14 protein-coding genes are annotated in these 13,922 nt (G+C 41.8%); 6 read left to right on the top strand and 8 right to left on the bottom strand.

The features are described 5' to 3' along the window. Positions 1 to 3: 3 nt before the first annotated feature. From C505_RS0115835 to C505_RS0115845, 3 genes are all read left to right on the top strand, one after another. Entirely contained in the window at positions 4 to 1,791 is a 1,788-nt protein-coding gene (locus tag C505_RS0115835) for a DUF3466 family protein (RefSeq protein ID WP_018693613.1), read from the top strand. Between the two features lie 222 nt (positions 1,792 to 2,013). Further along, positions 2,014 to 2,553 (top strand): cytochrome b, encoded by a 540-nt coding sequence (locus tag C505_RS0115840; protein ID WP_018693614.1) that lies wholly within the window; start codon positions 2,014 to 2,016, stop codon positions 2,551 to 2,553. Between the two features lie 23 nt (positions 2,554 to 2,576). After that, positions 2,577 to 3,146 (top strand): YceI family protein, encoded by a 570-nt coding sequence (locus C505_RS0115845; protein WP_018693615.1) that lies wholly within the window; start codon positions 2,577 to 2,579, stop codon positions 3,144 to 3,146. 89 nt (positions 3,147 to 3,235) lie between these two features. Here C505_RS0115845 and C505_RS0115850 read toward each other — a convergent pair whose 3' ends face one another. The 4 genes from C505_RS0115850 to C505_RS0115865 all read right to left on the bottom strand — a co-directional run bounded on the left by C505_RS0115850 (position 3,236) and on the right by C505_RS0115865 (position 5,969). Next, positions 3,236 to 3,670: a DUF4426 domain-containing protein gene (locus C505_RS0115850; protein ID WP_018693616.1), complete on the bottom strand. Its 435-nt coding sequence runs from the start codon at positions 3,668 to 3,670 to the stop codon at positions 3,236 to 3,238. Positions 3,671 to 3,909: 239 nt separating this feature from the next. Continuing rightward, complete coding sequence (locus tag C505_RS0115855) at positions 3,910 to 4,440, bottom strand: YggT family protein (RefSeq protein ID WP_018693617.1); 531 nt, start codon at positions 4,438 to 4,440, stop codon at positions 3,910 to 3,912. 8 nt (positions 4,441 to 4,448) lie between these two features. Continuing rightward, complete coding sequence (proC, locus tag C505_RS0115860) at positions 4,449 to 5,267, bottom strand: pyrroline-5-carboxylate reductase (RefSeq protein ID WP_018693618.1); 819 nt, start codon at positions 5,265 to 5,267, stop codon at positions 4,449 to 4,451. Between the two features lie 15 nt (positions 5,268 to 5,282). Next, complete coding sequence (locus C505_RS0115865; protein WP_018693619.1) at positions 5,283 to 5,969, bottom strand: YggS family pyridoxal phosphate-dependent enzyme; 687 nt, start codon at positions 5,967 to 5,969, stop codon at positions 5,283 to 5,285. A 42-nt stretch (positions 5,970 to 6,011) separates the two neighbouring features. Between C505_RS0115865 and C505_RS0115870 the strand changes: the two genes are divergently transcribed. Both C505_RS0115870 and C505_RS0115875 read left to right on the top strand, forming a co-directional pair. After that, positions 6,012 to 7,109: a type IV pilus twitching motility protein PilT gene (locus C505_RS0115870; protein ID WP_018693620.1), complete on the top strand. Its 1,098-nt coding sequence runs from the start codon at positions 6,012 to 6,014 to the stop codon at positions 7,107 to 7,109. Between the two features lie 10 nt (positions 7,110 to 7,119). Continuing rightward, positions 7,120 to 8,265, top strand: coding sequence for a PilT/PilU family type 4a pilus ATPase (locus C505_RS0115875; protein WP_018693621.1), 1,146 nt, complete (start codon positions 7,120 to 7,122; stop codon positions 8,263 to 8,265). 36 nt (positions 8,266 to 8,301) lie between these two features. On the opposite strand, the gene ruvX is transcribed toward C505_RS0115875, so the two are convergent. Next, positions 8,302 to 8,736 carry a Holliday junction resolvase RuvX gene (gene ruvX, locus C505_RS0115880; protein WP_018693622.1) on the bottom strand — a complete coding sequence of 145 codons (435 nt, stop codon included), beginning with the start codon at positions 8,734 to 8,736 and terminating at the stop codon, positions 8,302 to 8,304. Positions 8,737 to 8,759: 23 nt separating this feature from the next. Next, entirely contained in the window at positions 8,760 to 9,317 is a 558-nt protein-coding gene (locus C505_RS0115885; protein WP_018693623.1) for a YqgE/AlgH family protein, read from the bottom strand. 396 nt (positions 9,318 to 9,713) lie between these two features. On the opposite strand from C505_RS0115885, the gene C505_RS0115890 reads away from it, so the two are divergent. Beyond that, on the top strand, positions 9,714 to 12,029 hold the full coding sequence (locus tag C505_RS0115890) for a methyl-accepting chemotaxis protein (RefSeq protein ID WP_018693624.1): 2,316 nt from the start codon (positions 9,714 to 9,716) through the stop codon (positions 12,027 to 12,029). Positions 12,030 to 12,133: 104 nt separating this feature from the next. On the opposite strand, the gene gshB is transcribed toward C505_RS0115890, so the two are convergent. Together gshB and rsmE are read right to left on the bottom strand one after the other, a co-directional pair. Continuing rightward, a complete protein-coding gene (gene gshB / locus C505_RS0115895; protein WP_018693625.1) occupies positions 12,134 to 13,084 on the bottom strand; it encodes a glutathione synthase in 951 nt (316 codons plus the stop codon). 15 nt (positions 13,085 to 13,099) lie between these two features. Further along, the gene (rsmE, locus tag C505_RS0115900; protein ID WP_018693626.1) at positions 13,100 to 13,831 is read right to left on the bottom strand and encodes a 16S rRNA (uracil(1498)-N(3))-methyltransferase; all 732 of its coding nucleotides are present in this window, start codon (positions 13,829 to 13,831) and stop codon (positions 13,100 to 13,102) included. Positions 13,832 to 13,922 lie beyond the last annotated feature (91 nt).

The following is a 13,922-nucleotide window of genomic DNA, read 5'->3' on the forward strand; positions in this document are numbered from 1 at the left end:
AGTATGTTGAAGCCAACAAAAATCGCATTATTTATCACAGGGATCAGCTGCGCGGCACAGATCCAAGCAGCAGGCTACGTTGTTGAGGAACTGCCATCAGGCAATGCACATAAATCAATTGGGATAGCAATCAATGACCAGAATGATGTCGCTGGCATGTTGCTTGGGAAAGATAGCTTCCCCGTTAGAAAAGATTTACTTAAGATTGATGAAAATGGTGAGAGTACGGATGAATTTGTTGAGTGGATCCGTCATTTTGAAAGAGATAGCACGCTCAGATCACTTGGTGAAAGGCGCCTGACGGACGCTGAGAAAGATAGAATAATTAATGACTTTAATTCATCTAATGAAACACTTGACAGTTTTTCAGCAACATATGCGGTGAAATACCTATCTCTATCGTGGCGTAAAACTAACTATTATTTTCAAAAAGTCGGTGATCAGTATGGGTTTGTGATCAAAAATGCAAACGCTCTGAAAGAGACCTCGATTGAGGAAGATAAAAACCGAAGTACAAAGATCCAATTCAATGGTTTGAATCAACAAGGTGTTGCAGTGGGCTTCCACTCTGCACCATATGAGTTCATAACGAATCTGGATTACGATACAACGGATGGCGGGAATAAACTCGTCAATATTTGGCAACAGCAATACAGAAGACGCGCTTTACTTGCAGATGGTGATAAGGTGATCACGTTGACACCTGATGAAACAGGGACGGGCGGATATTCATCTTTTACAGATATCAATAACTCAGGCACCGTTGTTGGCTCGATGAGTACACAACTGACAGAGTATGCAAAGAAGAAAACGACGAACCAAGATGAGAAGTGTGTTAAGTTTGAACCAAAAGGCCGCTTGGGTTGTTTTCATACCAGCTATGGTAACCGTGCTTTATTTCTAACAGAGGCATACCAGTGGACTTATCAAAATGGTGCACTTGTGGATGCAAAACCACTTGGACTCGCTGCGAGCGAAGCTGAAATTGCGAAAATAAGTAAAGATGATAACTCGAATTATTTTTTCTCAGAGCCATACGCAGTCAATCAAAGTGGCGTTGCTGTAGGGGTTGCTAATACTTTTGTAGATGGAGATGTCATTCGTAATCATTTGGCACTATTTCGTGATGGGCAAGTCATCAGTGTGTCAGATTCTACAAAGTGGTTTAACTCCACAGCAACTGATATTAATGACAATGGCTTGATGGTTGGATATGCCATAAAAGATGTTGGTGATGGTGTGCTGAGAACGAAATCGTTTGTGTATGATGCGATGACCTTAAATGCCTCGCATATTGGTGATGATGATGTTTCATTTCTTCCTTCCTTTGCAAATCGTACAAATATTTACGCCAATGCGATTAATAATCAAAAGCAAATTGTTGGACGTGCAGAGACGACTTTCCAAACACCAATTCCAATCAGGGGATACCTCTATGATATGGAAAACAAACAACTTACTAACCTAGATGAAACAACATCTTGTGAACAACAATCCCAGTATACGATCATTGATGCTGTGGATATCAATAATGATGGTGTGATCCTTGCGAATGCAATCAAGCTTATTGATAGAAAGGACGACAGTGGTGAGTTGATTCTGGATGCAAATGGTAAGAAAACTCAGGTTGAAACCACAGTGTCTATTCGGATGACGCACAGTGACGCGGTGAAAGCATGCGGCAAGCGTCTAAGAAAAGATGGCGTCAACTCAATTAACGATGATAATGGTTCATTTGGGATTTTTTCTATCTTATTGTTTGGTTTATTCCGTTTAATACGTCGCATTTAGCGATTCGTCTGATGACTTGGACCCGGTTTATCACTGGGTCTATCATGCAGCTGCTATATTTTCCTATTTTCTTCGATTCAATCTTCTCATTAATATCTAAAAACACTCAAATTTCATTTTTATATAACATTTTCATATATTTCTTTCGGAATTGCCCTTTTCAATTTCCTCTGACTTATGACAGACTTAGAGGAAACTTTCATCCTCCATTGAGGTATCAAGATGCTTTTCAATACAAAAGAGCGTTATGGATGGTTTAGCATTAGTCTCCACTGGCTTGTGGCATTGACTGTCTTTGGGCTATTTGGACTTGGCTTTTGGATGGTTGAGTTAAATTACTACAGTGAATGGTATCGTACAGCGCCAGATATACACAAAAGTGTTGGGATCCTGTTAGCAGTGGTTATGTTAGTCCGTGTCGTTTTAAAAATTTTTACAACAACGCCTCATCCTTTAGGAGAAAGCAAGCTGGAAAATTTGATGGCTAAAATGGCTCATGCTTTACTCTATTTGCTTATTATCTTGGTATTGGTCACGGGGTACTTTATCTCAACTGCCGATGGACGTCCCATTTCAGTATTTGAATGGTTTTCGGTTCCTGCTTATCCATTACCAATTGAAAACCAGGAAGATGTATCCGGCTTTTTGCACAAATGGTTGGCGTACAGCCTCGTTGGATTGGCTCTCTTCCATGCACTTGCTGCATTCAAGCATCACTTTATTCAGAAAGACCGAACACTGCTTAGAATGTTCGGAAAGTAATTGATTTAAATGAGGAATATAGAATGAAAAAAACAATTTTGGCCGCTGCATTTGTGGCGATGACCACCTCTCCACTTGCCTTTGCAGATAAGTATGTCATTGATACAAAGGGAGCCCATGCATCGATTCAATTTAAAATTAAGCATTTGGGTTACAGCTGGTTGACGGGACGTTTTAACAAGTTTTCTGGTGAATTTAATCTTGAAAAAGATATAGAGAAATCCTCCATCGTTGTCGATATTGATACAACAAGTATTGACTCTAACCACGCAGAGCGTGATAAACACTTAAAAAATGCTGACTTTCTTGAGGTAAAAAAATATCCGAAGTCATCTTTCAAAAGTACGAAGATTGTCGATAAAGGGAATGGAAAACTCAAAGTTATTGGTGATTTTATGCTTCATGGTGTGACGAAATCAATCGAAATTGATGCTGAAAAAATAGGGGAAGGAAAAGACCCATGGGGCGGATACCGTGCAGGCTTTAGTGGGACAACTTCAATAGCCCTCAAAGATTACAATATTTCATATAATCTGGGACCTGCTTCAACACATGTAGATTTAACGCTGCATATTGAAGGCATTAAAAAGTAGGTTCAGTGAATGCAGCAATCGATTAGGGTCTGTTGACCTTTCATGACAGAAAGATCAACAGACCCTAATAAGTAAGGGGGCATTTCCCCCTAATCAACATAAAATTTTTGAGAAAACTTCAGCTGGTGGGCTTGGCTCCCTTGCGTAATTTGAATATCAAAGTTAAACGTTTCTTCATTTCTGTACTTGACTTGAGCGATGTAATAGATCGACTTTCCTTCACGGATTTCTTGAAAATCAATATCGTAACGTTGGCCAAGGAGGTTCTTGGCAACCCCTTTCATATTCACAGCTTGCGCTGGCTTCCCTTCTTTACTCGTATCGAGAACTGAAATATTAATCAAACCAGAATAGCGTGAACGATCGATACCATAGACTTTCGCGATTTCAGGGGTGAGGAAGGTTGACCCAAATGCAATGTAATGGACTTCCCAGGTGCCGAGTTTTTTCATCTGTTCGGCATTAATATTGAAAGAAAATAACAAGAGTACAGAAAATAACAGGCTGAATCGTGTTGTTTTCATTGCACTTCTCCTTAGCCATAGTGGCTTGATGATCCAATTTTAGTTGTTAGCGGCACTCACAAAGAAGCCTAAGGCGTATTGTGATGTATCAAATATTGAATGTCACCTGTGATTTATCCGTCAAGCTGAAAAACCTTCACTCTTTGTTGATCGTCGCTCATTTGGAATCACTAATTTCCTGAACTTAAAGATGAAGCACAATGGCTTCATCTTTTATTTGAATGGTTGATACGGGGGCGTTAAACGTATTGTGCAACAAGTAAGCTTAAGAAATTCAAGGCTATAAAAACAATAAGCACTGAAAAATCAAACCCTGCGACAGGTGGAACAACACGTCGAATAGGACGGAGCAATGGCTCAGTTAATTGTTGCACCAGGATATTAACAGGGTTATATCCTGCATCGACAAAGCTGAAGATCACACGCGCAATCAAAGCGACAAACAGCAGATAATAGGCAACGACAAAAATAGATTTTACGGTATAAATGAGCGTGATGAGAATGGATATTTCCCCTTGGAAAATCAATAAAACAAGAAATATTTTAAGGAATGCAACGAGCAGCATCAGTAAAATACCTGCAAGATCAATGCCCCAAAGACCTGGAATGACCCGACGAAGAGGTGCTAAAACAGGGCTAGTCAATTTCACAACCATTTGACTCACTGGATTATAAAAATCAGCTTTTGCTGCTTGAAGCCAGATCCGAAGCATCAGAAAAAATAAAAAAAGATCAAATGGCACTTCAAGTAAGTATTGAAAAGGATTCATTGTGTTCCTCACATCGTTTTTGAAATTTCACTAGCGCGTGTGATGGCTGCATCGACGGCTTCATCAATGATTGATTTTAATTGTTTTTCATTGAAAACGCGTAATGCTTCTGCGGTTGACCCACCTTTTGATGTCACATTTTCTCGCAGTGTCGATACAGGGATATTATTTTCCTTCACCATTTCAGCAGCACCGAGGGCTGTTTGTTGAACCATGATTTTGGCGGTTTCTGGTGTAAAACCAAGTGCAACTGCCTTTTCTATCATGGATTCCATAAATAGAAAATAATAAGCTGGACCGCTGCCGGATATCGCCGCGAGTCGATCAATCTCCGGCTCCGATTTAAGCCAAATGACTTGGCCGGTATTCTCCATCATTTGTGTGACAAACTGATTTTGTGCGTCAGATGTTTTGGAAGCGAAAAGACCAGAAACACCGAGGCCTAGCAGGGAAGGCGTGTTTGGCATGCAGCGGATCATGGCTGGTTGGCAACGGAGCAAAGCATTGAGTCGCTCAACGGTCATTCCGACTGCGAGTGAGACAATGAGTTTATCGGATAAACCAGGGATAGTATAGATTTGGTTGCACACTGTTTCCATCATCTGCGGTTTTACGCCGAGTACGAGTACATCTGCAAATTGAGCTGCTTTGAGGTTATCGTTTGTCGTCTGAATCGCAAACTTATCTTTTAATACTTCCAATTTTCCCTGAGAAGGATTGGCGGCCATGACCTGATTGGCTGGGTATCCACCTTGGATTAACCCACCAATGATGCTGCTGCTCATATTTCCAGCACCAATAAACGCAATATTGAGTTGTTGATTCATGATGTTATTTCTTTATTAATTTCTTGGGCCAAAGATTGCAGAACCAATGCGCACCATTGTAGCGCCTTCGGCAATTGCTGCTTCCAGATCACCGGACATACCCATGGATAAAGTATCTACCTGTGGATATTGGGATTTTAACGCTTGAAAACAAGCTTGAACCTTTGCAAAAGATTTTCTTTGCTGCTCAAAAGACTCAGATTTTTGAGGGATTGCCATGATCCCGCGTAATTTCAATCGCTCCAATTGGATAATTGCTTGCGCTAATGGCAATACTTCTTGATCAGACACACCCGATTTACTCTCTTCTTCATCCAAATTGACTTGAATTAAGACGTTTAATGGTTGACGATGAGGGTCTCGTTGCTCATGGAGTCGTCGCGCAATTTTTTCTCGATCAATGGTTTGCACCCAATCCATCGAGTTCGCGAGTATTTTAGTTTTATTGGATTGAATTGGCCCGATGTAATGCCATTCAATTGCTTCGAAGTCAGCCAGTTGATTCGCCTTATCATGCGCTTCCTGAGCATAGTTTTCACCAAATGCACGTTGTCCAGCCTCGTAAGCGGTGCGTATATCTTCAACAGGTTTGGTCTTACTGACCGCAACTAGTCTAATATTACTAATACTATTTCCGTATTTTTGTGAAATTAATCCTATTTTGTCGTAGGCGGATTGTAGTCGATCTGCTATTTTATTCATATTATTCACAATTTGTTAAATAAGCTCTGGAGTATACTGCTTATGGATATCACAGAACTGTTATCCTTTAGTGTTCAACATAAAGCATCAGATTTACACCTTTCTGCAGGCCAACCACCACTGATCCGTGTTGATGGTGATGTCAGGCGAATTAATGTACCGACGCTCGAACATAAAGAAGTACATGCCCTTGTGTACGATATTATGAACGATAAGCAACGGAAAGAATACGAAGAAAATCTGGAAGTGGACTTTTCTTTTGAGGTACCAAATCTCGCACGTTTCCGGGTCAATGCTTTCATGCATGATCGTGGTGCTGGTGCAGTATTCCGGACCATCCCGAGCGAAGTTTTATCACTTGAACAACTCGGTGCACCAAGTATTTTCCAGAGTATTGCATCCTACCCACGTGGACTTGTTCTCGTGACTGGGCCAACAGGTTCTGGTAAAAGTACAACATTGGCAGCGATGATTGATCACATTAACAAATCGAAAAATGATCATATCCTCACTATCGAAGACCCAATCGAATTTGTGCATCAGAATAAAATGAGCTTAATCAACCAGCGTGAAGTTCATCGTGACACGCACAGTTTTAGTAATGCACTGCGCTCAGCACTTCGTGAAGACCCTGATATCATCCTGGTTGGTGAGCTTCGTGACCTCGAAACCATTCGACTTGCAATGACCGCAGCTGAAACGGGTCACCTCGTATTTGGTACCTTGCATACAACCTCCGCTCCAAAAACCATTGACCGTATCATCGACGTTTTCCCTGGCGAAGAGAAAGCGATGATCCGCTCGATGTTATCCGAATCTTTACGTGCTGTTATCTCGCAAACACTCTTGAAGAAAGTTGGTGGTGGACGAGTAGCTGCGCATGAAATCATGATCGGCACGAATGCGATCCGTAATTTGATCCGGGAAGATAAAGTGGCACAAATGGTTTCTGCCATCCAAACCGGTTCTGCAATTGGTATGCAAACGATGGATCAATGCTTACAAGATTTATTAAATCGTGGTCTAGTCACTGCGGCTGATGCTGCTGCGAAAGCTCAAGATAAAGCGGCGTTCCAAAATGCTGGAGGTGGCATGGGCGGCGGTATGGGTGGAGGCATGGGTGGCGGAATGATGCGATAGGAGATTGAAGATGTCAGGTAACATTAACACCTATTTCCAAAAAATGGTCGACCATGACGCATCGGATTTGTTTATTACTTCCGGTCTTGCACCGAGTGCAAAAATTGATGGCCAAATGACACCACTTGATGAGAATGTGCTTGATGATGCTGGCGCGATAGCCATGGTCAAAAGCACCATGAATGAAAAACAGATCAAGGAATTTGAAGAAACCAAGGAATGTAACTTTGCGATTGCAAATGATATTGGTCGATTTCGTGTCTCTGCTTTTTGGCAACGCGATCGTGCTGGGATGGTATGTCGTCGAATTGTGACGGAAATTCCAAAAGCAGATAGCCTTGGTCTACCACCAGTACTCAAAGACGTCATCATGTCCAAACGTGGTCTCGTTTTGTTTGTGGGTGCTACTGGTACGGGTAAATCAACATCACTTGCTGCTTTATTAGGTCATAGAAACCATAATTCAAAAGGGCATATCCTTACGATTGAGGATCCAATCGAATTTGTACATGACCATGGCAAAAGCTTGATCACCCAACGTGAAGTTGGTTTGGATACCGATTCGTTCGATGCGGCACTAAAGAGCTCTCTTCGTCAAGCGCCAGACGTTATTCTGATTGGTGAGATCCGTTCACAGGAAATCATGGAATATGCGCTTTCCTTTGCAGAGACCGGTCACTTGTGCGTTGCAACACTTCATGCGAACAATGCAAACCAAGCGATTGACCGTGTCTTGCATCTAGTGCCTAAAGAGCTACATGCGAAATTACAATTTGATTTGGCATTGAACCTTCGCGCGATTGTTGCACAACAACTTGTGCCGACCGTCGATGGAAAAGGGCGTGCCGCTGCGATTGAGATCTTATTGAATTCACCGATGGTCTCAGAGCTAATCAAACGTGGCGAAATCAGTTCAATTAAAGAAACAATGAGTAAATCTCGTGAATTAGGCATGCAGACGTTTGACCAAGCGCTGTTTGATCACTACGAGGCGGGGCGGATCAGTTATTCGGATGCGCTGCATCATGCTGATTCACCGAACGACCTCCGTTTGATGATCAAACTGAGAAGTGAAAGTAAGGAAGGCTCTGAAGAGACCAGCCTACTGAAAGGTGCAACGGTTGAAGGGTTATCAAAAGACGAAGACCAGTTTTAACTGTCAGCCAAATCAAGCCATGTGCGTAGTGGGGGGTTAGTCCCACTGCGCTTCAAACCAACTTTCTAAAATCAGTTTTGCAGATTCTGCATCGACACTGTCTTTTTTCAAGTTACGATAACCGCCTTGTTCAAACAATCTTGCCCGTGCATCCACGGTCGTGAGTCGCTCATCTTTGGTTTCGACAGGAAGGCGAAATTTATTGTGCAGGCGATTGGCAAATTTTTGTGCTGAGAAAGTGACTTGCTGCTTTGTCCCATCCATATTTAATGGCAGGCCAACAATCAGGATATCCGGCTGCCACTCATCAATTACTTTCTGAATATCGTCCCAATTTGGGATCCCATCTTTGGCTTTGATTGCTGTAATACCGCGTGCCGAACCGGTCACTTCCTGCCCAACAGCGATTCCGATACTTTTCATTCCAAAATCAAATGCAAGCGCAGTACGCTCGCCAATATTTTTCGTCATACATGTTACTTCTTTATGAATACTTAGGCGTGACCAATCTGGCTAGATAGCTGCCAGACATCAATGCCGATCTTTTCAGCTGCTTTTTGCCAACGCAAGTGGATGGGAACATCAAAGAGGATCTCTTCATCTGCGGGGATTGTAAGCCAGGTGTTATCAATTAATTCTTGTTCCAGTTGACCCTCACTCCAGCCAGCATAGCCTAGAGTGACGAGGAACTTTTCTGGTGCCAGGTTATTTCCGATGGCCTCTAAGATATCTTTTGAAGTTGTAATACTCACATCCTTAGTGAGTTGCATACTACTATTCCAGGTACCCCCTGGTGAGTGCAGAACAAACCCTCGGTCATTTTGAACAGGTCCGCCAGCAAATACGCTATTTTCTTCCTGACTGAATTCATCTGTGCTGTCGATTTCAATCTGGGTGAGCAATTCTCGGATCGTTAAAGAGATAGGTTGATTAATGACAAGGCCCATGGCGCCTTCTTCACTGTGTTCACAAATATAAGTCACAGATCGTTCAAAATAAGAATCCCTTAAAGCGGGCATGGCAATTAAAAAGTGATCTTGCAAATTTTGCATGGAATTGATTCCAGACGCTTTTTCAGCGAGCTTCCTACAACTAGAGTCAAATCTATGTAAGAATCAATCGCCTGTCAATGCGTCATTTAGAAAACCTATACTATTATTTTAGACTCTACAAAGTACGGTATGAGTTAAACATTCCTAAAAAGGTACTCCCCCCAAAAAAAGCACCGTTTCTCGTCGCATTTTATCATCTGTTCTTCACTTATTTTCTTAAATGAGCAAAAAATTGAGTGTATTGGTCGAGAAGGCAAGTGACTCTAGAGAAAAAAGAAAGAACTTTTTAAGTACTTAAATAAGAAAGCAGCTACGCTAAATCTAGACAGTTTAGCAAAAAGCAGAAGTATGCTTTTTTTTCTTGAATGAAAAATTTGAATAGAACAAGGAAAAGAGATGTCCCTAAAGCTTCGTGTTGCGCTCGCTCTTGCTTTATCGGTATTAGTCGCACTCATTACGAATTCGGTAATCAATACGATTTTATCCTCTAAAGCGATGGATGAGTCATTACTCAGTGACTCAAAGAATAAATTAATCGCGTCAAAAGAACTCGTAAGAGCAAGAGTTGAAGGGTATTTCTCTCGAATAGAAGGGCAGATAATCTCTTTAGCAAATAATATCGCAACGAAACAAGCGATGAATGATTTTCATCGGGCATTTGAGTTTTACGAGGATGAACGTTTCCTTGATTTAGAACAGGCAAGGAACAGTGTACAAAAATACTATCAGGAAGAGTTCACCCGCCAGTACAGTACCATGAATGCGGATAAGCCAAATATTGCAACGATGATGAACAATCTATCCGAAACAACATTGATGTTCCAGTATGATTTTATTTCAAATAATCAACACCCTCTCGGGAATAAAGATAAATTGTATCAACTTGAAGCGCCTTCAGAATACGGCATCACTCATGCGCTTTACCATGATACATTCCGGCTTTTTTTACAGACTTTTGGTTATTATGACATCTTTCTCGTCGAGCCTGATAAAGGACATATTGTTTATAGTGTGTACAAAGAGCTGGATTATGCGACAAGTCTAAAACATGGTCCTTATGCAAATACTGGGATTGGGCGGGCATTTCAGGCTGCTTTGACACTTCAAAAAGGGAAAATACATCTCACGGATTTTGATAAATACTTACCATCTTACAATAACCCGGCAAGCTTTATGTCGACACCGATATTTCATGAAGGAAAAGTAAGTGGTGTCTTAATTTTTCAGATGCCTATTGATGATCTCAATAAAATCATGACACAAGACTATCAATGGCGCGAAAGGGGTTTTGGTGAATCAGGGGAAATCTATCTCGTTGGGAATAATAATACCCTTCGAAATGAAAGTCGATTTCTCATTGAAGATAAAGAGGGATATCTGAAATTGTTACGGAAAGTTGGCATGCAAGAAGTGGATGAAATTGAATTAAAAGGCACAAGTATTTCTCTTCAACCCGTGGATACAAAAGGTGTCCAAGATGCACTCGCAGGAAAGAACGACTTTGCAATTTTTGATGACTATCGCGGTGTTTCTGTGCTTTCAGCGTATGGGCCAGTGAAGGTGGGGGGAATGACTTGGGCAATCATGTCAGAAATCGATGAAGAAGAAGCGTTTAAACCAGCTGCAACACTATTTTCTAAAATATTGTATTCAAGTGCCATCGTGACGTTGATATTGTTATTGGTCAGTATTGTTTTCGCAATTTTTATCACGAATTACCTCTTAAAACCATTGCAGGGCTTGTCTGAGCAATTTACAGAGTTGAACTCAGGTGACGCGGATTTAAACCATCGGGTCTCTTTATCCGGTATTCAAGAGTTTGATGAAGTATCAACGGGTTTTAATAAATTTATGGAAGAGATCAAGGAAATTATTGACTCTGTAAAACTCAGCACAGAAATGATCAAAACGTCCACGGTTGAGCTGAGTGGCATCACAGATGAATCAAGTCAGTCAGCTGATAAACAAAGAATACAGGCTGAAAATATCACAGAGTCAATCGGTCAATTCAATTCAACGCTGCAATCCGTGGCTGAGAATACAGTTTCAGCCTCGGATTACACACAAGATTGTAAGGTAAGTGCAAATGACAATGCGAACCGTGCGAAAGAAGCGGCAAATAACATGTCACAACTGGTGACAGAGGTGAAGCAGTCGTCAGAGACATTAGGTCAATTGAAAGAGGAAGTCTCCAATATTGATAATGTATTGAAAGTGATAAACAATATCGCTGACCAAACCAATCTACTTGCGTTAAATGCAGCGATCGAAGCAGCACGAGCCGGAGAAAATGGCCGCGGTTTTGCCGTTGTTGCCGATGAGGTTCGGCAGCTAGCGACCAAGACGCAAGAAAGTACCGTAGAGATACAAGAAAAAATCGTTCGATTGACTGGTGTGACAAATTCGGCAGTCAACTCAATGGAGAAGGCCAGTGGTTCCGCCAATACGGGTATTGAACTTGTCAATGGTGTGAGTGAGGCACTTGATCAATTGAGCCATAGTATTGAAGAGCTTGCCTCGATAAATTCGACGGTTGCCTCAGCCACTGAGGAGCAAAAAGTAAGCTGCGATAATATTAATTCAAATATTTCTCATGTGAAAGATTCTTCTAGAGCATTAAGTGATGCATCAGAGAGAATTGACTGCGCAGCTGTGGGGTTAGCGGAAATATCTGCTAGTTTGCAGTCGTTAGTGGATAAATTTACGGTATAAATTAGGGGTTGTTGATCTTTCATGAATGAGAGAGGTAAATATTTGGATCACTTGGTTTCATGCAAATGATCCAGCACACAACTCACAAGCGCTACAAATAAATGCTAAATTTTTGATTCAACCGCATCAAATAGTTTGTGGGTAATCTGGGCATTTTCATAAGCGGCTTCAATTTCACGAATACACGTGGGGCTTGTGACATTAATTTCTGTCAGTTTGCCACCGATCATATCCAAGCCCACAAAAATTAATCCTTTTTCTTTTAATGTAGGACCAACGGCCTTTGCCACGGCTAGTTCTTGTTCAGTGATCGGCATTGCTACTCCAGAACCCCCTGCGGCGAGATTGCCGCGTGTTTCCCCTTTGGCTGGAATGCGGGCCAAAGTATAGGGAATTGGCTCACCATCAACGACTAATACGCGCTTATCTCCTTCGGTGATATCTGGGAGGAACTCCTGTGCCATGGCATAACGTTGTCCATGTTCAGTTAAAGTTTCAATAATCACGTTGAGATTTGGATCATTCGGTTTGACTCGAAAAATTGAGGCACCGCCCATACCATCTAATGGCTTGAGAATGATATCCTGGTTTTCTTCGTAGAATCGTTTAATCTGTGATGTGCTGCGCGTGACGAGCGTTTTGGGAGTGAATTCAGCAAACCAAGCGGTGTAAAGTTTTTCGTTGGCATCTCGCAAACTTTGAGGCTTATTTACGATCAAGCTACCAGCCGCTTCTGCCCGCTCAAGAATATAAGTCGCGTAAATAAACTCGGTATCAAACGGTGGATCTTTACGCATAAAAATCGTGTGTAAATCACCAAGCTCAATCGTTTGTGTTTCTTCTAAGCCAAACCAGTCCGCAGGGTCTTCTTTGAGATAACTGATCTTTTTGGCTGTTGCCTTGGCAATGCCTTGCTCGACAAACAAATCAGCCATTTCCATATAATAAATTTCATATTCACGGCGCTGTGCTTCAAGGAGCATGGCAAATGTAGAATCTTTTTTAAGGTTGATGTCTTGAATGGGATCCATGACAACACCGAGTTTAATCGTCATCTTTAACTCCTTAGATTAACCGAGATCGCCAAACTGGACTTGCAGGGCGGTGATCACTGTCATTGCAGCAGTTTCTGTTCGTAACACACGAGGCCCGATAAGAATATCCTGAAATTGATGAGCCGCCGCTTGAGAAATTTCATCCGATGACAAACCACCCTCAGGACCAATCACGAGCCTGACACCATGTTCTGGCGTTGGTATTGTCTTAATGGAGTCGCTTGCTCTCGGATGCAAGTTTAATTTCAGTTCTTTTGTGTCTTCAGCTAGCCAATCATTCAGTTGTTGTGGAGATCTGACCTCAGGGATGGTCGTTCTGCCGCATTGTTCACAAGCACTAATGACCATTTTTTGCCACTGCTGGTGCTTTTTCTCTAAACGATCGCCAGTGAGCTTTACACCACATCGTTCGCTAAAGAGCGGGGTAATTGTAGTGACCCCAAGCTCTACAGATTTTTGCAAAGTGAAATCCATGCGATCACCGCGGGAGATCACTTGGCCCAAATGGATCGAGAGGGGAGATTCAATATTTTTTTCGATGGACTCATTCGCTTGAACAAGTACTTTCTTCTTATCTGCATTCTGGATGGTGCAACGATATTCCAACCCATCTCCACAAAAGAGAGTTAATTCCTGGCCTTCAGTCATTCGAAGAACACGCCCAACATGTCCAGCAGCATCGTCACTGAGCTGGAAAGGTGTGTGAAGCGTAATTGATTCAGGATGAAATATTCGTGGAACACGCATGTTGGCTACCTGATACTGAGTTAGAAAGGCGTGATTGTAACAAGAAAAGGAAATGGACGAAAAGGATCTGCAATAAATGATGAATATTAAA

Origin of the sequence: Algicola sagamiensis DSM 14643, from assembly GCF_000374485.1 — a bacterium.
GTDB lineage: Bacteria > Pseudomonadota > Gammaproteobacteria > Enterobacterales > Alteromonadaceae > Algicola > Algicola sagamiensis.

Coding starts and splice junctions, on each gene's coding strand:
- C505_RS0115870 (WP_018693620.1), top strand. CDS start 6,012: ATGGATATCACAGAACTGTTATCCTTTAGTGTTCAACATAAAGCATCA.
- C505_RS0115835 (WP_018693613.1), top strand. CDS start 4: ATGTTGAAGCCAACAAAAATCGCATTATTTATCACAGGGATCAGCTGC.
- proC (WP_018693618.1), bottom strand. CDS start 5,267: ATGAATCAACAACTCAATATTGCGTTTATTGGTGCTGGAAATATGAGC.
- C505_RS0115890 (WP_018693624.1), top strand. CDS start 9,714: ATGTCCCTAAAGCTTCGTGTTGCGCTCGCTCTTGCTTTATCGGTATTA.
- C505_RS0115865 (WP_018693619.1), bottom strand. CDS start 5,969: ATGAATAAAATAGCAGATCGACTACAATCCGCCTACGACAAAATAGGA.
- gshB (WP_018693625.1), bottom strand. CDS start 13,084: ATGACGATTAAACTCGGTGTTGTCATGGATCCCATTCAAGACATCAAC.
- C505_RS0115845 (WP_018693615.1), top strand. CDS start 2,577: ATGAAAAAAACAATTTTGGCCGCTGCATTTGTGGCGATGACCACCTCT.
- C505_RS0115855 (WP_018693617.1), bottom strand. CDS start 4,440: ATGAATCCTTTTCAATACTTACTTGAAGTGCCATTTGATCTTTTTTTA.
- C505_RS0115875 (WP_018693621.1), top strand. CDS start 7,120: ATGTCAGGTAACATTAACACCTATTTCCAAAAAATGGTCGACCATGAC.
- C505_RS0115885 (WP_018693623.1), bottom strand. CDS start 9,317: ATGCAAAATTTGCAAGATCACTTTTTAATTGCCATGCCCGCTTTAAGG.
- rsmE (WP_018693626.1), bottom strand. CDS start 13,831: ATGCGTGTTCCACGAATATTTCATCCTGAATCAATTACGCTTCACACA.
- C505_RS0115840 (WP_018693614.1), top strand. CDS start 2,014: ATGCTTTTCAATACAAAAGAGCGTTATGGATGGTTTAGCATTAGTCTC.
- C505_RS0115850 (WP_018693616.1), bottom strand. CDS start 3,670: ATGAAAACAACACGATTCAGCCTGTTATTTTCTGTACTCTTGTTATTT.
- ruvX (WP_018693622.1), bottom strand. CDS start 8,736: ATGACGAAAAATATTGGCGAGCGTACTGCGCTTGCATTTGATTTTGGA.